The organism is Staphylococcus sp. HMSC13A10 (assembly GCF_001808005.1).
Classification (GTDB): Bacteria; Bacillota; Bacilli; order Staphylococcales; family Staphylococcaceae; genus Staphylococcus; species Staphylococcus pasteuri.
The window spans coordinates 227,747-246,687 of record NZ_KV791884.1; the positions used below are offsets into that span (position 1 = coordinate 227,747).

18 protein-coding genes, 3 pseudogenes and 2 other annotated features (1 of these 23 cut by a window edge) are annotated in these 18,941 nt (G+C 31.1%); of the genes and pseudogenes, 4 read left to right on the plus strand and 17 right to left on the minus strand.

Features of this window, described 5'->3' with window-relative positions; all coding sequences use genetic code 11:
* Positions 1 to 100: a sequence feature (ribosomal protein L21 leader region), on the minus strand (it extends 135 nt beyond the left edge of the window).
* 33 nt (positions 101 to 133) lie between these two features.
* The 4 genes from mreD to HMPREF3125_RS11430 all read right to left on the minus strand — a co-directional run bounded on the left by mreD (position 134) and on the right by HMPREF3125_RS11430 (position 2,537).
* On the minus strand, positions 134 to 655 hold the full coding sequence (gene mreD / locus HMPREF3125_RS11420) for a rod shape-determining protein MreD (protein WP_017637052.1): 522 nt from the start codon (positions 653 to 655) through the stop codon (positions 134 to 136).
* Complete coding sequence (gene mreC / locus HMPREF3125_RS11425) at positions 655 to 1,497, minus strand: rod shape-determining protein MreC (RefSeq protein WP_029055695.1); 843 nt, start codon at positions 1,495 to 1,497, stop codon at positions 655 to 657. Before mreC ends, mreD begins: the two co-directional genes overlap by 1 nt.
* Before the next feature lie 324 nt (positions 1,498 to 1,821).
* Positions 1,822 to 1,983 (minus strand): hypothetical protein, encoded by a 162-nt coding sequence (locus tag HMPREF3125_RS12870; RefSeq protein ID WP_176745295.1) that lies wholly within the window; start codon positions 1,981 to 1,983, stop codon positions 1,822 to 1,824.
* 83 nt (positions 1,984 to 2,066) lie between these two features.
* A complete protein-coding gene (locus HMPREF3125_RS11430) occupies positions 2,067 to 2,537 on the minus strand; it encodes a DUF4930 family protein (protein WP_017637049.1) in 471 nt (156 codons plus the stop codon).
* A 160-nt stretch (positions 2,538 to 2,697) separates the two neighbouring features.
* On the opposite strand from HMPREF3125_RS11430, the gene HMPREF3125_RS11435 reads away from it, so the two are divergent.
* Positions 2,698 to 2,877 (plus strand): hypothetical protein, encoded by a 180-nt coding sequence (locus HMPREF3125_RS11435; RefSeq protein ID WP_029055694.1) that lies wholly within the window; start codon positions 2,698 to 2,700, stop codon positions 2,875 to 2,877.
* A gap of 65 nt (positions 2,878 to 2,942) precedes the next feature.
* On the opposite strand, the gene HMPREF3125_RS11440 is transcribed toward HMPREF3125_RS11435, so the two are convergent.
* The 3 genes and pseudogenes from HMPREF3125_RS11440 to HMPREF3125_RS11445 form a co-directional block, all read right to left on the minus strand.
* Positions 2,943 to 3,224, minus strand: a complete 282-nt coding sequence (locus HMPREF3125_RS11440; protein ID WP_070453924.1) for a hypothetical protein — start codon at positions 3,222 to 3,224, stop codon at positions 2,943 to 2,945.
* Between the two features lie 68 nt (positions 3,225 to 3,292).
* Positions 3,293 to 3,442: pseudogene (locus HMPREF3125_RS12580) on the minus strand (JAB domain-containing protein); the annotation flags it as partial.
* 227 nt (positions 3,443 to 3,669) lie between these two features.
* Positions 3,670 to 4,332 carry a class I SAM-dependent methyltransferase gene (locus HMPREF3125_RS11445; RefSeq protein ID WP_070453926.1) on the minus strand — a complete coding sequence of 221 codons (663 nt, stop codon included), beginning with the start codon at positions 4,330 to 4,332 and terminating at the stop codon, positions 3,670 to 3,672.
* 388 nt (positions 4,333 to 4,720) lie between these two features.
* On the opposite strand from HMPREF3125_RS11445, the gene HMPREF3125_RS13245 reads away from it, so the two are divergent.
* Both HMPREF3125_RS13245 and erm(A) read left to right on the plus strand, forming a co-directional pair.
* On the plus strand, positions 4,721 to 4,786 hold the full coding sequence (locus HMPREF3125_RS13245) for an erythromycin resistance leader peptide (RefSeq protein WP_176745297.1): 66 nt from the start codon (positions 4,721 to 4,723) through the stop codon (positions 4,784 to 4,786).
* Positions 4,787 to 4,810: 24 nt separating this feature from the next.
* Entirely contained in the window at positions 4,811 to 5,542 is a 732-nt protein-coding gene (gene erm(A), locus HMPREF3125_RS11450) for a 23S rRNA (adenine(2058)-N(6))-methyltransferase Erm(A) (protein ID WP_070453928.1), read from the plus strand.
* A 125-nt stretch (positions 5,543 to 5,667) separates the two neighbouring features.
* Here the strand turns inward: erm(A) and ant(9) are convergent, their stop codons facing one another.
* The 8 genes and pseudogenes from ant(9) to HMPREF3125_RS11485 all read right to left on the minus strand — a co-directional run bounded on the left by ant(9) (position 5,668) and on the right by HMPREF3125_RS11485 (position 15,436).
* The gene (ant(9), locus tag HMPREF3125_RS11455) at positions 5,668 to 6,450 is read right to left on the minus strand and encodes an aminoglycoside nucleotidyltransferase ANT(9) (RefSeq protein WP_070453929.1); all 783 of its coding nucleotides are present in this window, start codon (positions 6,448 to 6,450) and stop codon (positions 5,668 to 5,670) included.
* Positions 6,451 to 6,603: 153 nt separating this feature from the next.
* Positions 6,604 to 6,981 carry a DUF6262 family protein gene (locus HMPREF3125_RS11460; RefSeq protein WP_070453931.1) on the minus strand — a complete coding sequence of 126 codons (378 nt, stop codon included), beginning with the start codon at positions 6,979 to 6,981 and terminating at the stop codon, positions 6,604 to 6,606.
* 6 nt (positions 6,982 to 6,987) lie between these two features.
* A complete protein-coding gene (locus HMPREF3125_RS11465; RefSeq protein WP_070453933.1) occupies positions 6,988 to 8,880 on the minus strand; it encodes a site-specific integrase in 1,893 nt (630 codons plus the stop codon).
* Entirely contained in the window at positions 8,877 to 9,962 is a 1,086-nt protein-coding gene (locus tag HMPREF3125_RS11470) for a tyrosine-type recombinase/integrase (protein ID WP_070453935.1), read from the minus strand. Before HMPREF3125_RS11470 ends, HMPREF3125_RS11465 begins: the two co-directional genes overlap by 4 nt.
* A 133-nt stretch (positions 9,963 to 10,095) precedes the next feature.
* A pseudogene (radC, locus tag HMPREF3125_RS11475) lies at positions 10,096 to 10,635 on the minus strand (DNA repair protein RadC); the annotation flags it as partial.
* Positions 10,632 to 11,342 (minus strand): prepilin peptidase, encoded by a 711-nt coding sequence (locus tag HMPREF3125_RS12590; protein WP_083279991.1) that lies wholly within the window; start codon positions 11,340 to 11,342, stop codon positions 10,632 to 10,634. The gene HMPREF3125_RS12590 and the pseudogene radC, both read right to left, overlap by 4 nt.
* 186 nt (positions 11,343 to 11,528) lie before the next feature.
* On the minus strand, positions 11,529 to 12,794 hold the full coding sequence (locus HMPREF3125_RS11480; protein ID WP_070453937.1) for a bifunctional folylpolyglutamate synthase/dihydrofolate synthase: 1,266 nt from the start codon (positions 12,792 to 12,794) through the stop codon (positions 11,529 to 11,531).
* A gap of 11 nt (positions 12,795 to 12,805) precedes the next feature.
* Positions 12,806 to 15,436 carry a valine--tRNA ligase gene (locus HMPREF3125_RS11485; protein WP_070453939.1) on the minus strand — a complete coding sequence of 877 codons (2,631 nt, stop codon included), beginning with the start codon at positions 15,434 to 15,436 and terminating at the stop codon, positions 12,806 to 12,808.
* Between the two features lie 47 nt (positions 15,437 to 15,483).
* Positions 15,484 to 15,735: a binding site (T-box leader), on the minus strand.
* Positions 15,736 to 15,792: 57 nt separating this feature from the next.
* Here HMPREF3125_RS11485 and HMPREF3125_RS11490 point away from each other — a divergent pair.
* Positions 15,793 to 16,350, plus strand: coding sequence for a DNA-3-methyladenine glycosylase I (locus tag HMPREF3125_RS11490; RefSeq protein ID WP_029055685.1), 558 nt, complete (start codon positions 15,793 to 15,795; stop codon positions 16,348 to 16,350).
* Positions 16,351 to 16,415: 65 nt separating this feature from the next.
* Here HMPREF3125_RS11490 and HMPREF3125_RS11495 read toward each other — a convergent pair.
* Together HMPREF3125_RS11495 and hemL are read right to left on the minus strand one after the other, a co-directional pair.
* Positions 16,416 to 17,479, minus strand: a pseudogene (locus tag HMPREF3125_RS11495) (AbrB family transcriptional regulator).
* Between the two features lie 161 nt (positions 17,480 to 17,640).
* Positions 17,641 to 18,927 carry a glutamate-1-semialdehyde 2,1-aminomutase gene (hemL, locus tag HMPREF3125_RS11500; RefSeq protein ID WP_070453941.1) on the minus strand — a complete coding sequence of 429 codons (1,287 nt, stop codon included), beginning with the start codon at positions 18,925 to 18,927 and terminating at the stop codon, positions 17,641 to 17,643.
* Positions 18,928 to 18,941 lie beyond the last annotated feature (14 nt).

Below are 18,941 nucleotides of genomic sequence, written 5' to 3' on the forward strand. Positions count from 1 at the left end.
CAATCGCTTTCTTTCTAATGACTTTTAACTTGAGTAAAGCGTTCACTTCACTTCAAATCAATTTGTACTTAAACCTATATTTGAGCGGTTGTATGTAGCTTGAAACTACTCAACTACTGCATCTTACCATTAGTTATATTCTACTGTCAATCTTGTTTTGAATTTTTCTCATAAACTTTAACATAATAGGATACAAAATAATTAACAATATTAAATTAAGAATGAATGTTGGTAGTAATCTTAATAATAAGAACTCCAATAGGTTAAATTGGATAAACCCTATTACACCATAAATAATGGCAACATAAATTTCTAAAAATATAGTACTTAATAGAATTACAATGAACAACATCACTGTGTCTCTGTAAAATATTTTAAAGAGTCTATCCATAATTACTACTGCTAAAATGTAACCAAACATATACAATCCGTAAATGCTTCCTAAATACAAGTCAGTAATAAGGCCGAAGAATATCGCAAGTATAACAGCTACACCAAAACCTCGGTATATCGTTAAAATTAATAAATACATTAAAGTTAAGTGTGGCACAAATATCACGTCAATTTTACCGAAATGTATTGGGATTACTATTCCTATCACTGTATCTATATAGAATAAAATAATCCCAATTAAGAAATAATAAATTCCCCGCATTAGTTATCCCCGCTTTCGTCATCGGGAATTGTTGAAGCATCACGTTTTGCAACATATACATGATTTAAATCAGATAAATCTGCACCTGTTTTCACTCTTACTTCTTTTGCTAAACCATATTGGTCATTTTCAACACTTGTAACTTCTCCTATGTATAAACTGCTTGGAAGTTGATCGGCTAAACCACTAGTGACTACTTTATCTCCCTTAGAGATACTATCTTTATTATTGATATCACTAATAACTAGCTCTTCGTTTTTTGCATCATAGTGATCGATTAATCCAAATACATTTTTAGATTTATGTTGAATATTCACAGATAGTTTACCAGCACGTGTATTTGTTGATATTAAATCTACTTGTGAAGAAAATTGGTTAACTTTAGTTGTTCTACCAACAAGTCCTTCTGAAGTCATAACTGCCATGTTATTTTTAATTCCAGCTTTTGATCCTTTATCAATTACAATCGTATTCATCCATTGATCCGGATTTCTAGAAATAACTGTTGTAGATATCGGATCATATTTAGATATATCTTTCATATCTAGTTCTTTTTTAAACTTCTTATTTTCAGCCTCTAATTGTTGATTTTTGGCTTCTAATTGTTTAATTTTATTCTTCGTTTCCTTTGATTCACCCTGATTAAAAAAATTACCAATAGCTCCAGTAACAAAATTCACAGGATAACTTATCAGTCGTTGCCCGAAAGATACAGAATCCCCTACATATTGCTCGGGAGGTGATTGAGATTGAGAGCGAATAGACAAACCAATTAATGCAATAAAAACAATTATTGCACATAAAACAACAATGAGTTTGTTATTTTTGAAAAATTTAAGCACCCATAACACCTCTTATAATACTTTAAAAATTTATTCTTCTTTACTATTCTATATTACTGCTGAAATGAAATAAAGCACTAACTCTCATTAAAAAGTAATTTTATTAATGCGTAAGATTAAAAAAATAAAATAAATCTCTCAAGATGCGTTTTGCTCTAGCTTTAGTCTTTTTAATGTTTGTTAACATTGATTAGTTTGTATATAAAACGGTATGTAACTCATTTTTCTTCTATACATAATATTTCAAGCCAATTATTAGTTAAAAATAATAAAAAAGCTACTAACTTAATTAAAGCCAGCAGCTTAAAAGCAAATTATTTCTAATTAATTACTCATTATTTTTTGTTGTTTTGCTTGTTTTTCTTGTTCTTTACGTTCTTTTTTCTCATCTTCACTATATAATGTTTCTTCTTTTCTCCAACGAGCAAATAGATTTTGAGCTTTAGTTTGTTCGTTGGCACGTTGTTCTTTAGATTTTTCGACCATTGTCCACACCAACCTTTTTATTACTCTATATATAAAGGCTAACTCATTTGGAGCATGATTTCAAACATACACTACAATTAATGTTAATAAGCTTGATTATTTTTCAATTCAATATTTTGACCTAATTCATGTAAATCTTGTTGCATTTCAAATTCATTATTATAAACTCTGATAGAATCAGATCCAAATTTATATATAATAAATTCGTCTCCTCTTTGGCCTGCTAAATATTCATCATTGTAGCCCATTCTACCTATACCTGATACTGACATAAATTCTTTTTTATCTATCATATTAAATACATTCTTTATTTGACTTGTCGGTACGTTTTTAATAATATCATTATCTTCGAGTGAATAACGCTTACCATGTTGTGGTTGTTTAGAATTATTAACAGGGTTATCCATATTTCTTTCTGTTTGATTTGGAGGATTACTTATAGGGTTCCATTCTTGATCTCTTAAAAATGGCGCATACTTTAATGCGATATAAATAATGATTAAAATGGCAATGACTGCTATAATGTTTTTTATTATGCTAAATATGAATCTCATTATATATCCTCCCTTTCCATTTAAACTATTATATATAATCACAACGTAAAAATATATAGGGCTAGGGTTGTATCATAGATATATCTATAGACTGATGTCTTATTTATTAAAATTTATTATGATATAAATATGAGTTTCATGCTGTTAGGAGGTTTCCTTTATGAGTTTATTATCAATCATACTGATTGTATTACTTGTTATCTTACTCTTTAGAGTAGGTGTATCTATATTAAGATTTTTAATATCAGCTGGTATTATCATTTTATGTTTGTATCTTGTTTATCAAGGTATTGTATGGCTTATGGATAATTATGATAATTTAATCGCTTATATTCAATAATATAAAAGCTATGAAAATGAACAGTTTTATTGTGATGTTCAATCTTCATAGCTTATTTTTTTAAGTTATTTTTTAAACGTATTTGATAAAAAATTAAAGAAAATATAACTTAATGCAAGTAATACTCCCCAAATTACACCAACTATAATAGATCCAATAATGACAAGTAAAATGGAGTTGTGTGATTTCGTTACCATTGTTCCGATAGTTGTTGTAATTACTATTCCGACTACAGAATAACCAATTGTGTGTAAAAATAATTTCAAATTCATAGCTTGGTTTTTAGCATTTAATCGCATAATAAATATAATTGGAATCAATACACCAATTATAAGAAATATAGTCATTTAAATGACCTCCTGGCTTATCTTTTCTCTTATTATACTATTCATTAAAAATTAATTCTAGAAACAGTTTATTCTTCTTCAAAATACCCTAACTCTACTAAACTTGTGAACTGGTTATCACCAATAATAATATGGTCTAATAAATGTATTCCTAAAATCACACCACATTCCCTTAATCTAAACGTAGTATTAATATCTTCTTCTGAAGGTGTAACATCTTATCAAGAGTAAATTACAAAAGAATCATTTAAATCAATACTTTCACTTTGAATACATGTATTTGAAGTGGAAGGTACTTATTTCAAAAATAGTAAAACCTGTATCTTAAATTACTTAATAGTAACATAAGATACAGGCTGATTTTTATTCATTGTTATTTATACTAAAGCACCCGATAGCTCTGAAAACAATCACAAATTCAACTTTTCAAAGCCACAGCTTTAAGTTATTTTGTCCAGACAACCCCCATTGCCCAACCCATTTTATGGAATTGGCATCCAGGCAACAACTTTCCATATAAATCGTAATAATTTTGTTCAGATAGGTACTTATCTGAAGCTAAATGCTCAAGCCATGATTTAGATGTGTTGTGATTATAAATTCTAATCGCATTTTTTATTCCAAATTTGAAACAATGCGGTAAAAACTCTTGGATTGCCCCTAATTTATAAACATAGGTAGGCGGTGTCTCGACTTCAGATACATTATCAAGAATAACTATTCTTCCTTCCTCATTCAACAGTTCCTTCATTTGCTGTATTACGCTGGTTATATCATCCAAATGATGAAAGGTTGTTCGGCTTACAATAAAATCAAACTTCTCATTAAAATTAAGTTGTTCTGCATTCATATTCAGATAGACCGTATTTGTTAGTTGACGTTTAGATTTGGCAAGATCGAGCATTTGATTAGAAATATCAATCCCTACCACTTCATCATAATAACTTGCTAATTTCTCCACTAACAAACCCGAGCCACATCCGATATCTAATGCTCTGCCTTTCTTTGGAGACATATTAGACACAAAGAATGAATCATCATTCAAAAGCTCATTCACGAAATCGTATTCTTCTGCAACCTTATCAAACTGTGATTCTATTGTATTCAAAAAGATCCTCATTCCTACTTTATCGACATTCTTTCATTACTTACCACTTTAGATGTTTTTTCGTTGGGGATAAAACTTCCCTTTAGACAATTTTATCCGAAGACAATACAACAGTGCAACTTTATTAAAGTCACTGTCCTTTATCGCAGCCTTTACTTTTTAGTAAAGACAGTGGCTTCTCTTATTAAGTTTCAAAACATATTATTTTGAAGAAAACGTCCATCTGAAGTGTCAAGTGCAAAATTACATATAGAGGTTTATTCTAAAATGAAAAGATGATACAATCATATTCAGTTACATAAGGAGGTTTCAATTATGTGCACCAGTATCGCAGTAGTAGATAATACTTTATCTCATTCATAATAAAAAATGGAAAGGAGATAAAAGTATGGGTATTTTTTCTATATGTGTCATTAATAAGGTTCATTATCAACCAGTAAGGAGAAGGTTATAATGAACCAGTAAGGAGAAGGTTATAATGAACCAGAAAAACCCAAAGGACACACAAAATTTTATTACTTCTAAAAAGCATGTAAAAGAGATATTGTATCGTACGAATATCAATAAACAAGATAATGTAATAGAAATTGGATCAGGAAAAGGTCATTTTACCAAAGAGCTTGTCAAAATAAGCCGATGCGTGGATTCTATAGAAATTGATGAGGGCTTGTGTGAAGTCACCCAAAAAGCGGTGAAGCCTTTTAAGAATATAAACGTTATCCATACGGATATTCTCAAATTTAACTTCCCCAAAAACAAAGAATATAAAATATTTGGTAATGTTCCCTTTAACATCAGTACTGATATTGTCAAAAAAATCGCTTTTGAAAGCCAGTCGAAATATAGTTATCTTATTGTGGAGAATGGTTTTGCAAATAGATTACAAAATACGAAACGAGCTTTAGGTTTGCTATTGATGGTGGAAATGGACATAAAAATCCTCAAAAAAGTGCCACGAGCACATTTCCACCCTAAACCGAATGTAGACTCTGTATTGATTGTTCTTGAACGACATCAACCATTGATTTCAAAGAAGGACTACAAAAAGTATCAATCTTTTGTTTATAAGTGGGTAAACCGTGAATATCGTGTTCTTTTCACTAAAAACCAATTCCGACAGGCCTTGAAGCATGCAAATGTCACTAATATTAATAAACTATCGAAGGAACAATTTCTTTCTATTTTCAATAGTTACAAATTGTTTCACTAGATTAAAGTAATAAAGCGTTCTCTAATTTCACAAGAGGACGCTTTATTCTTCCCAAAAAATGTTCAATATTTATTAATAAATCAGTTGTTTTAAAAGTAAGCACCTGTTATTGCAATAAAATTAGCCTAATTGAGAGAAGTTTCTATAGAATTCTTCATATACTTAACGAGTGCTTTCACCTTTGAATTTAGTCCTTCCCACTTATCATCACACTCTCCCCGATAGCCTTTTCTAGCTATATCCAGTAAAGTTGCATGCTCTTTAGGCAAAAGAGGTATAGCCCATTCTGCAGCGACATCTTTCGAGAATATTTCACCGATAGTCACTGTTTGCCACATTCGAGCTAGGGTTAAAATTACATTACGCTCATCACCTTTGATCCCCTCAATCAGCTCTGGCAAAGAATCCTTAATTGCTCTTCGAATATCTGTCAAAGGCACGGGGACAAGTATATTTGAAGCATCAGGACCAAATAGAGAAATACTATTCTTTCTTGCTTGTGCTAAAACAATAGCCAAATCAGGATCATAGCTTGGTTCCTGATTTTGTCCATTCTCAAACTCAACCCTGAGCCACTCACCGTAGATAAATTCTCTTTTTGGCGGATATTGCCAAGGGACAACTTCACTCCTATTTATAACCGTAACTTCAAGTGGTCTAACAGAATCCGTATTTCCAATCTTTCCTGATATAGTCATTAGTCTTTCTGTTAGTTTTTTTCGAGTTAATTGAGGTAAACTATGATTCACGACGACTAGAACATCTACATCGCTGTTAATGCGTAAACCACCATTTACTGCTGAACCAAATAGATATACTCCAACTATTGAACTTCCAAATAAATCTTTTACGATTTTTAATGTTTGAATCGCTTGATTTGGTATTTTTCCGTTAATCAAATTGCTCATGATTTCACCTCGTAACTGATTATGTTCATATAAAGTTTATATTGGTACTCAATTTACTTACCCTAGATTGGACATATACCTAAATGACTGTTCAATAAAGCTGACCGTTAGCGTTTAAGTACATCCTTTCACAATCTGTCTACAGATTAATAATTATTCTTTATTATACAGATCTCCATATAATTTTTGAATTTGGTTCTGTAATTTTTTATTTTCTTTTTCTAATTCCATTACTCTTCTTTTTAAGGTTTTAATAAGGATTTCCTCCGAACGAGAACTTTTCTTGGGTTTTGAGACTACATTTGATGTTATTTGACGCTCACGAAGGGATTCGATTCTTTGCCTAATATCGTGTTCCTTATAAAGCCATGATTTAGAAACATTAGCTTCCTTTGCTATTGAATTAAAATTAATAGCTTTACCTTCAATCGAAAATTTAGAAATGGCTTTATCTACTTTTTCCCTTGTCTTTTTTGATTTCTGCTTCGCCAAACGTACAATTTCTGTTGTATTTCTAACTTGTTTATCCATTGATAATTACCCCGTCAAACTTCCAATGATTTGTTCTAAACGCTCTTTAACACGGCTATTAGTCTCTACTTGTCTTTGCCATTGTTTATCCTTAGCTATGGCTAATAACTCTTCTGTACGCTCTAACTGTTCTTCGTGCTGTGGTAAGAATTGCTTACTGGTACAGAAGTGAGTGCAATCTAAGCATGCATTCGCATGTGGACAACCACCTGCTACTACTGGCAATCTACAATAACCATTTGGAAGCACTTGTGCGTTTATATTTTTCTTGAACCATTGAAGCTCTACATCATCGACTTCATTATCATCATCTAGATCAAGCACATCTCCATTATTGGTAACCAGTTTTTCCTGAAATTTAGTAAATTCATTTTTTAGAGTTTCATCAAAGATATGAGCGTATCTGCTTGTCATTTCTGGGCTTTCATGCCCCAAAAATTTCTGCACAATATGCTGGGGCACCCCGTTGTTAATCATTCTTGTTCCTACTGTATGGCGAAAGGCATGGGCATGGAATCTATAAATCTCACCTGATTTATCCTCTATATTTTGCTCATAAGCTAATTTATTTAACTCACCTCTAAATGTTTCTTGTTTTAATGGCGATCCATCTTTTCTTGGAAAGAGGTATTCACTATCTGGAAATTCCTCTGAAACTTTATCTTCCCGAACTTTAATAAGTAAAGCTACCTCTTTAGATATTGGAACTATATGCTCCTTTTTCATTTTCCATTGATAATACTTTAAAAAGAAATCTCCATCTTTGTCCTCTAATAGACAGCCTTTTTTCAAGGTGCACAATTCACTTATCCTCATTCCACATTCTTGAACAATCATAGTCATCGTAGCTATATATTCGGGTAATTTATCAAGATGACTGTTCAATTGCTCTAGAACGAATTCATCTATAAAGCGTGGTTTTGCTCTTGGTATTTTCGGATAGTCCTCAGAATAAATTAATATTTTGGAAGGAACATCATCCCATTCTAGCCTAAGAAGGGTACTAAATAGTCCTTCCAATATAGAGATCCTCCCAGTTATTGTACTAGGTTTTATTCCCATCATGTTTAGTTCACTTAAATATGCTTCAATTTCCACTCTCGTTAATTGGTGTACTCTCTGAACTTGTTTAAATTTCATGTCCAGAAAATTAAAGAACTCTTTAAGTCTTTGGGCAATATCACTTACATAGGAAAAGCTATCCATGTTCAATCTCAACTTACAATATCTTTTTACAAGTTGTTTAAAATATGTATTCCGAAACCCTTTAAAGTTAATTGTATATTCATATTGTGTTGGGTTAACCTTATCATCTGGCAAAGGTAAGTTACGTCTATCCCAAACGTCTTTATCCCACTCCTCTCCATCAAAATAAAAGTTCTCATAAAACTCCATAAATTGTTTTAGATTAGTAACATAGTAGGAATTAGCTTTTACAGGTGTTTTTTCTTGATTAGCAGTAATCTTATAATTAGTAGTGGTAATTCTAACACCCCGTTTTGTCAAATATGTTCTATACTCCGTCATTGCTTTTTCAATAGGAACTTCAGTAATTGAAGTAATGCTAGGATAATTTAAATCTAAGAAATCTAACATTTTATTAATTACTGTTCCTTTTCTAATCCAGACAGTTTTTGCATTCCATATTCCATTGTTTAAATGGTAAAAATAAAAATATTTCAATTCTGTTCTTAACCACAGATTTTTAACACGTTCAAAACGAACCCAACGATTCCTTAAAGCAGGATTCTTACTTAATTCTATGGCAGAAGGATGTGGACATTTTCTTATATCCCAACTATTATTAGCCCAAAACCCCTGCATTTCTTCATTCATTACAGCTATTTTTTTGCTAATCTCACTCTGACTAATAATTTTCCTTTTACTAGAAGCATTCATTTCTTATGCTCCTTTCTCTCGAGGTATTTATTAAACTCATTTTTCATATCCTGATCTGAAAGATGAACATAGGTATTTAACGTTGTCTGAACATGTGCGTGACCTAATCTCTTTTGAACGAACGCAACATCCCATCCTTCCCTAATTAGCTGCGTTGCGTGAGTGTGGCGAAGCATATGCGATGTAAATTCTATTCCAGTCCTTTTAACTATTCTTCTAACTAGATCAAGAACACTTTGGTACTTTAGTGGTTTCCCAAAATAGCCTTCTTTTAAGGAAATAAAAACATAATCATGCTCCAATTCCTCACTATACTCATATACCAAGTAATCTGTATAAAGTGACATAAGTTCTTTACTCACATGTATTGTTCTTTCCTTCCTTAATTTAATATAAGCTTCATTAACATTAACATCTCTAGGTGTTAAATGGATTTGATTGTCCCAAGTGGCAATATCTTCAAGCCTAAGCGATAACACTTCACCGATTCTTAAACCACCCTCATACATAAGCATAAAAATTAATTTATCTCTTTTAGTATGACAAGCATCAATAATTTGCTTAACTTCCTCTGATCTCAATGTTCTTATCTGTTTCTTTTTAACCCTTAACTTTAAGACATTCTTTTGGTATCTACCCTTATTAACATGATGTAAAAATCCTTTGAAATTTCTTCCCTTTGCTTGTTTAAATACATCAATTGATTTAAATTTTCCTAATCTACTTAAATAATCAAGAAAACTCATAACTGCATTTAAAATTGTATTCACTGTCGTTTCTTCTCTTATGGCTTTTTTTGACTGAAGATCAATTACATTTGATGCTGAAGGATATCTCAACCAACCTACGAAGTCTGCTAACAACTCAAAGTTAATATCATTAAGAATAACACCTCTCTGTTCCATGAACTCGTACAGCAACTTTAAATGATAGCAGTATGCTTTAATGGTATTAGGAGACTTACCAGTATTATCTAAGTATTTAATAAATTTCATTACTGGTTCTATTAGCTGGTATTCTTTATCTAGTAATAAATACAATGGATACGGCTTATTCTCCACTTCTATCCTTTGAACCTTCACATGTTCCCACCTCTTTAAACACTTTAACTACTACAAATTATAAACCTTGTTAATTTTTATTTAAAGTAAAATATCCCTTTAATCTCTCCTCTTAAACTACTTTAACTACTATTATTTATTATACTATGGTTAACACATCACCTGACGGATGATTATGAACAACTATCATAGCATTGCACGATTCTTTAATTGCAACATTAAATATTTCTCTAGGATGTATGATAGAACTGTTCAAAGTTCCTATAAAAACACATTTTTGCTTAATAACCACGTTTTTTGAATTTAACAATAAAACATAAAAATGTTCCTGTTCTAAATCCTTTAATTTAGACATCATTAAATCTGCTACATCACTTGGACAAGTTATTTTTACGGATTCATGATGAGATAAACGATTCATTCTTTCACCTAATTCAAATGCTGCTTTCAAAGTAATCGCTTTATAATAACCTATCCCCTTCACTTTAATTAAGTCTTTAATAGAAAGTTTTTTTAAATCTTTAAGTGACGATGTATGACTTAATAATTCATTTGCTATATCAATACTTGAAAATCCTTTTCTACCAGTATTAATTAATATAGCTAACAATTCAGAATTTGATAGAGTGTCAGTACCATAAGTAAGTAAACGTTCTCTAGGTTTCTCTGATGTTGCCATTTCTTTGATTTTCATATAAATATTCCTCCTAAAAAATCATTCAATAGTGGAAAGTAACTAGATACAAAAATAAATGATAAAAATATAAATGGAATAAGCGGAATGCGAGTGATATTGGGATTCAAGAAGATTTTAATGAAGATTGAAATGAATCCTCCAATTATGAAAGTGAAAAGTACAATGTAAAATATATATTCAATAGGTAAAAATAAAGAGAATATATTAAAAAGAAGAATGTCACCATATCCAATATATTGATGGATAATTAAATAGCAAATATGACTAATGATAAAAGTTAAAAAGAATGAATGTGGAAAAGTGTGATTTGTGAAGAACAATATAAGTAAGAACGTAATCAAAAAATGAATATTAATAGAGAAATAATCTATATCATTGAGAGACATAATTAATAAAAATAGATAGATTGTTAAATATATTTGGGGATTAGTATGGATTACATTGTAATAAATCAATGGTATGGGAAGCAGTGCTAGGATCTCACCAATTATATAATTATATTTCAAACGTTTATGGCAGCACCTTGAAGTACCTCTAAGTATGAGGAAACTAAAAATTGGAATTAAATCAATATATTTAATAGTTGTTTTGCAATAATCACATGTTGATCTTGATATTAAATATTGTAATTTTACTTTATCTATCGTCGAGAACTGATATAAAAAACTAAATAGTATCGAAGAGAAAAAAGCATAAACTAACATTAAGCACCCCTTTCAAATACATTATATCACAACAATAAAATAAGTAAATAATATTTAATTGTTATATAATTCATAACCAACCTCTATAAAATTAATATACAAAAAACTGTCGATACAATTTTTAATTTGTATCGACAGTTTAATAAAGCCTCTTAAAATATAAGGGTAATACTGCAACTTACTTATTTATTCAAAATTTAATCTAGCTTTAACTTCACTTATTAAATATAAACTACCAGTAATGACGAGACCATGTCCATTATAATTTTCAATAAACTTCGTATAATCATCAACTAATTCAACATTTTCAATGTTTTTATTCTCGATGATTTCTTCTTTTGCTAAAGCTTTAGGAAAATTAAAATCAGTCACGTAAAATTTAGAAGCAATTTCTTCCAATTTATCTAACATGTCACTAATAGGTTTACCTTTAATTGCTGAAAATAATATATCAATTTGATCTCTGCCATAATAATATTTAATAGTATCAATTAATGCTTCTACACTTTCATTATTATGGGCACCATCAATAATCATTAAAGGTTGATCTTTAACTTGTTCAATTCTGCCTACCCAGTTTACATTTTCGATGCCATCTATCATTTTGTTAAAGTCTAATTCAATAATGCCTGCTTCATTTAATTCAATTAGTGCAGTTATTGCTAATGCAGCATTTTCTTTCTGATGATCACCTAGCATATTTAAAATGATAGTTTCTAATTCATAATCTTTATATCTATAAGTAAATTCATCGTCTTGAGAAACTACAACAATTTCTCTATCCAGTTCAATAGGTGTTGCATTTTGTTCAACTGCATAGTCACGAATATATTTCAAAGCATCTTCGTTTTTCACAGAATATATTATCGGTGTATTAGGTTTAATGATATCACCTTTATCTTTAGCTATATCTAAATAACTATTTCCTAAAATATCAGTATGATCTAAACCTATACTCGTTAAAATAGAAATAATTGGATTAAATACATTCGTTGAATCATTTTTTATACCTAAGCCCGCTTCGATAATAACAAAATCAACAGGGTGTATTTCTCCAAAATATAAAAACATCATCGTTGTAATAATTTCAAATTCTGTTGCATTACCAAGCTCAGTTTCTAGTTCTAAAGTTTCACTTACAGGTTTTACACGAGAGACAAGTTCAACAATCTCGTCATTTGTAATTGGTTGGCCATTTAAACTTATACGCTCATTAAATGTTTCGATATAAGGAGAAGTAAAAGTCCCTACTTCATAATTATTCTCAACCAATGCTGATCTTAAATAAGCCACAGTTGAACCTTTGCCATTCGTACCACCAACATGTATTCCTTTTATATTATCTTGAGGATTATTTAGTTTTTCTAACATCCATTCCATACGTTTCACGCCTGGTTTGATGCCAAACTTCGTTCTTTCATGTATCCAATAAAGGCTTTCAAGGTAATTCATGACACATACTCCTATGATTTTAATTGTTCAATTCTTGCTTTAACACCATCATATTTTTCTTTATAATGCTTTTGCTTTTCTTTTTCTTCATTAATAATTTTTTCGGGTGCTTTATTTACAAAGTTTTCGTTGGCTAATTTCTTATCTACTCGGTCAAGTTCACTTTGCAATTTATCTAATTCTTTTTCTAAACGAGCAATTTCTTTATCCATATCAATTAATCCTTCTAAAGGTAAAATGACTTTGCCTGCTAATACTACAGAAGTCATAGCTTTTTCAGGAATTTCGATATTCACATCTATATTTAATTCACTAGGATGACAGAATCGTTCAATGTAATCAGCATTTTCAGTAAGTGTTGATTTAATATTTTCATCTTTAGCTTGAATCATAATTGGTATCGCTTTAGATAAAGGTGTATTAACTTCAACTCGTGATTGTCTTACTGATTTAATAATCTCAACTAGTTGTTGCATCGTTTGTTTACTATCATCAAACATTAATTCTTGGTTTACTGTAGGCCATGCTGCATTAACAATTGTTTCTCCTTCATGAGGCAAGCTTTGCCAAATTTTTTCAGTAACAAATGGCATAAATGGATGCAACATTCTCATAATACGATCTAATACATAACTTAGTACAGAACGTGTTGTTTGTTTTTGTTCTTCATCTTCACCATTCATTGGTATTTTACTCATTTCAATATACCAATCACAGAACTCATCCCAAATGAAGTTATATAACGCACGACCTACTTCACCGAATTCATATTTATCACTTAAATCAGTCACTGTCGCAATCGTTTCATTTAATCTAGTTAAAATCCATTTATCTGCTAAAGATAAGTTACCAGATAAATCGATATCTTCAACATTAAATTCTTCCCCAATATTCATTAAACTAAATCGTGCTGCATTCCAAATTTTATTAATAAAATTCCACACAGATTCAACTTTTTCTGTTGAATAACGCAAATCTTGACCTGGTGCTGAACCAGTAGCTAGGAAGTATCTTAAACTGTCTGCCCCATATTCATCGATAACATCCATTGGGTCTACACCATTACCAAGAGACTTACTCATTTTGCGTCCATCTTCTGCTCTAACTAAACCATGTAATAGAACATCATTAAAAGGTCTACGATCTGTGAATTCAAGACCTTGGAAAATCATACGAGCTACCCAGAAGAAAATAATATCATAACCAGTTACAAGCGCATTGGTAGGGAAATAACGTTTAAAATCATCAGCATCAGTATCTGGCCAACCTAAAGTTGAAAACGGCCATAGCGCACTTGAGAACCATGTATCTAAAACATCTTCATCTTGAGTCCAGTTCTCAATATCTTCTGGCGCACTTTCACCTACAAAAATTTCACCTGTTTCTTTATGATACCAAGCAGGAATTTGGTGGCCCCACCATAATTGTCTTGAAATAGTCCAATCACGAATTTCTTCCATCCAACGATTAAAAGTATTTTCAAATCTAGGAGGATAAAAATCGATACGATTATCAGTTTTTTGATTATCTAACGCACGTTGTGCTAATGGCTTCATTTTTACAAACCATTGTGTTGATAAATATGGTTCGACTACAGCACCAGATCTTTCAGAATGTCCTACTGAATGTTCGTGCTCTTCAATTTTAATAACTAAATCTTGCTCTTTTAAATCTTCAACTAGTTGTTTACGACATTCGAATCTTTCAAGTCCTTCATATTTTCCAGCTTTATCATTCATATGACCTTTTTCATCCATAACGATGATGTTTTCTAAATCATGACGTTGCCCAATTTCGAAGTCATTAGGATCATGTGCAGGTGTTACTTTCATTGCACCAGAACCAAATTCAATATCGACATATTCATCTGCTAAAATAGGTAGTTCTCTTCCCACAATTGGTAATATAACTTTTTTCCCTATAACATCTTTATATCTTTCATCATTAGGGTTAACAACAATCGCTGTATCACCTAACATTGTTTCTGGTCGAGTCGTTGCAATTTCAATATATCCATCGCCGTCTGCATATGGATATTTAAAATGATAAAACGCACCTTGAACATCTTCATGGATAACTTCAATATCAGATAATGCAGTACGCGCTTGAGGATCCCAGTTAATAATACGTTCTCCTCTATAGATAATACCTTTATTATAAAGATCTACGAATACTTTTTTAACAGCTTTACTTAAGCCATCATCTAAAGTAAAACGTTCTCTACTATAATCAAGTCCAAGTCCTAATTTAGACCATTGTTGGCGAATAAATGAAGCATATTCTTCTTTCCAATCCCAAGCTTGTTCTAAAAATTTCTCACGACCGATATCATGACGAGAAATACCTTGTTCATTAAGTTTAGCTTCAACTTTAGCTTGAGTAGCAATTCCGGCATGGTCCATACCTGGTAAATATAACGTGTCATATCCTTGCATACGTTTCATACGTGTAATAATATCTTGTAATGTAGTATCCCAAGCATGACCTAAATGTAATTTACCGGTCACATTAGGTGGTGGAATTACTATTGTGTAAGTTTCTTTATTTGTATCTTCTGATGGTTTAAAGTAACCATTTTTCACCCATTCATCATATCTTCCCGCTTCTACTTCGCGTGGATTATATTTTGGTTTCATTTCCATATTGTTGTTTCCTCCTCAAAAAATAAAAAAGAACACCCTTCCTATTATCATAGGACGGATGTTCCGTGGTACCACCTATATTCAAGAAAGTATTTTAGATTAAGATTTTATCTTATCCTATACTTTCGAGCACTCTAGAATTGATTAACGCTCAAACACGCTTTTGCCTACTATCGATACAATTATTCAGCAAAAGAACTTAGTGGGCTACCTTCAGTAACAATTATCTATGTATTTTCACCAACCATACACTCTCTAATAAGTAATTAAAACCTACTCTTCCCAAACATTATATTCATTTACTTAATTATAGTATAATGGAAATTCACATAAGTCAATCTATTAGGAGGAATTTTATGAACCCTTGTGCCTTTGGTACTAAAGATCCTATTTATATTGAATATCATGATCAAGTATGGGGACAACCCATGTATGATAGCAAAGATTTATTTAAATTATTAGCCTTAGAATCTCAACATGCTGGACTGTCCTGGCTTACTATATTAAAAAAGAAAGCATCGTATGAGGAAGCTTTTTATCAATTTGAACCTGAAAAAGTTGCATCAATGACTGAAGATGATGTCGATAGATTAATGGATTTTCCTAATATTATTCATAACCGTAAAAAAATAGAAGCTATTATTGGCCAAGCTAAAGGTTATTTAAAAATTGAACAAGATTATGGTAGCTTTAGTGACTATTTATGGTCATATGTTGATGGTAAACCTATAGATTTGGGATATGAAGTACCTGAAGATCGAATTACCGTTGATGAACGTGCAACTCAACTTTCTAAAGATTTAAAGAAATACGGATTTAAATTTCTAGGTCCAGTCACAGTATTTTCATTTTTAGAAGCTGCAGGTCTATATGATGCACATTTAAAAGACTGCCCTCAAAAACCTAAGCATTAACTGGCTATAATATAAGCGCATATAATTGGTATACAATCACACCATTTATATGCGCTTATTATAATTTATTGCTGTCTAGCTCTATATTTTAGGAAATAATTGATTAAAGGCGCTATTAAAAATAATATAAAAAAGATTCTAAATATATGATAACTTGAAATCATAGCTACATCTGCACCAGTTTCAATAGCAACCAACACTATTTGACTCATACCTCCTGGGGCAGCCCCTAGGAATAATTCATTAATAGAATCATGCGTGAATAGATGTAATACACATACCATTATAAATGCAGCTATAATGAGCATTATATTTTGAAATGCAATAGCAACCTCAATTCTTCCCTTTAAATCTGAAAGTAGTCTTGCAATTTGTAATCCTATTCTAATCATATAGATTACTTGTGCAGAAGCGAGTAACCAGTTGTCTAATGCAAAAGTAATATCAGTAGATATATTCCATATAATTAATACAACAATTGTTGCTAATAACTGTTTTGTAGGAAAATTAATTTTTGTCATTAGCCAATATACTAAAATAATGGAGACAATTAATATACAAACTTGCCAAAAATTTAGTACATGAGTTAGCGGTTGTGCTTTAACTATATGTCCTTCACTACTTTGATCGTTTTTAAAGAAATATGAAATTAATGGGACTAAGATGACTACAAATATAATACGTGATGTTTGTGTTAAACTCACTACCAGTATGTTCGCTTTTTTATCTTCTTCAGCCATGACTAACATTTGGCTCAATGCTCCTGGAATCACACTCAATATAGCCGTTTCAGTATTAACTTTAGCTATTTTTTAAAGAAATAAGCAATTAATAATGCTAAAACTAATAATAATACTGACACTAATACAATTGAAAACCAGCTTGCTTGAATATCTTTTATTACAGTTCTAGTAAAAGTAGAACCAATTTGTACACCTAAACAAATCAATCCGATTTGGCTTAACCAAAATGGCCATTTTATATCTAATTTAAATACTTTAATACATAAAATGGCGGCTATGATAGGACCGAACATAAATGGCAATAAGATATGTGATACTTTTAGAAGCAAACTTATCAACACAGATAATACCAATATTATCAGGTTATTTATATATATTGTTTTCATTCACACACTACCTTTATTAAAGTATCAGGATTTATTATAATTACGTTATTTTATTATACCAATACTAGCTATATATTAAACGAGCCATACTCATTTGCTTAGCAAAAAGTATGGCTCTTTTAATATAATTCAAAACATCAATTTCTATTTTAAATAGTTAGTTATTTTACAATTCGACTTAATGAGTTATCAAAGGCTTGAATTGTTTTTTCAATATCTTCTTGAGTGTGTGCAGTTGATAAAAATGTACCTTCAAATTGAGATGGTGGTAAGAATACGCCTTCTTTTGCCATTTCTCTATACATCTCACTAAATAATTTTAAGTCACTTTTATTTGCTTGTTCGAAGTTTGTAACTGGACCTTCATTTAGGAAGTATCCAATCATTGAACCTGCGCGGTTAACAGTAATTGGAACATTATGTTTTGCAAACACTTCTTTTAGTCCTTTTTCAAGTAAGTCACCTAATTCATTGAAATAATCATATGATTCTGGTCTTAATTGACTTAAAGTTTCGTAGCCACTTGTCATTGCTAAAGGATTACCTGATAAAGTACCCGCTTGATAAATATTTCCTACAGGAGCTATTTGATCCATTATTTCTTTTTTACCACCAAATGCGCCTACTGGTAAACCTCCACCAATAACTTTACCTAAACATGTTAAATCAGGTGTTACACCAAAATATCCTTGAGCACAATTATAACCTACTCTAAAACCAGTCATAACTTCATCAAATATCAACAGAGAACCATATTCATTAGTTATATCTCTTAGACCTTGTAAAAATCCTTCAACTGGAGGAACAACACCCATATTACCTGCTACTGGTTCAACGATGATACCCGCAATGTCATCACCATATTTTTCAAAAGCAAGACGTAAAGATTCAAGATCATTATAAGGAACTGTGATAGTATTTTTAGCGATACCTTCTGGAACACCAGGTGAATCTGGTAAACCTAATGTAGCAACGCCTGACCCTGCTTTAATTAATAATGAATCACTATGTCCATGATAGCATCCTTCAAATTTAACTATTTTATTACGTCCTGTAAAACCACGTGCTAATCTTAACGTATCTAATGTTGCTTCAGTTCCTGATGATACCATTCTAACTTTTTCAATTGATGGAACTCGATCAATTACTAATTGCGCTAATTTATTTTCTTGTAATGTTGAAGCACCGAAGCTCGTACCATTATCTACAGCTTTGTGAAGATTTTCAATAACTTGTTTATTTTTATGACCTAAAATAAGTGGTCCCCAACTAAGTACATAGTCGATATATTCATTACCATCTATATCGTAAATTTTTGAACCTTCTGCATGATCCATAAAAATAGCTGGTGTATCTACTGATTTAAAAGCACGAACCGGGCTATTAACACCACCTGGCATTAAGTCTTCAGCAACTTCCATTGCTTTAATTGATTTTTCATATCCCATTGTATTTGCCTCCT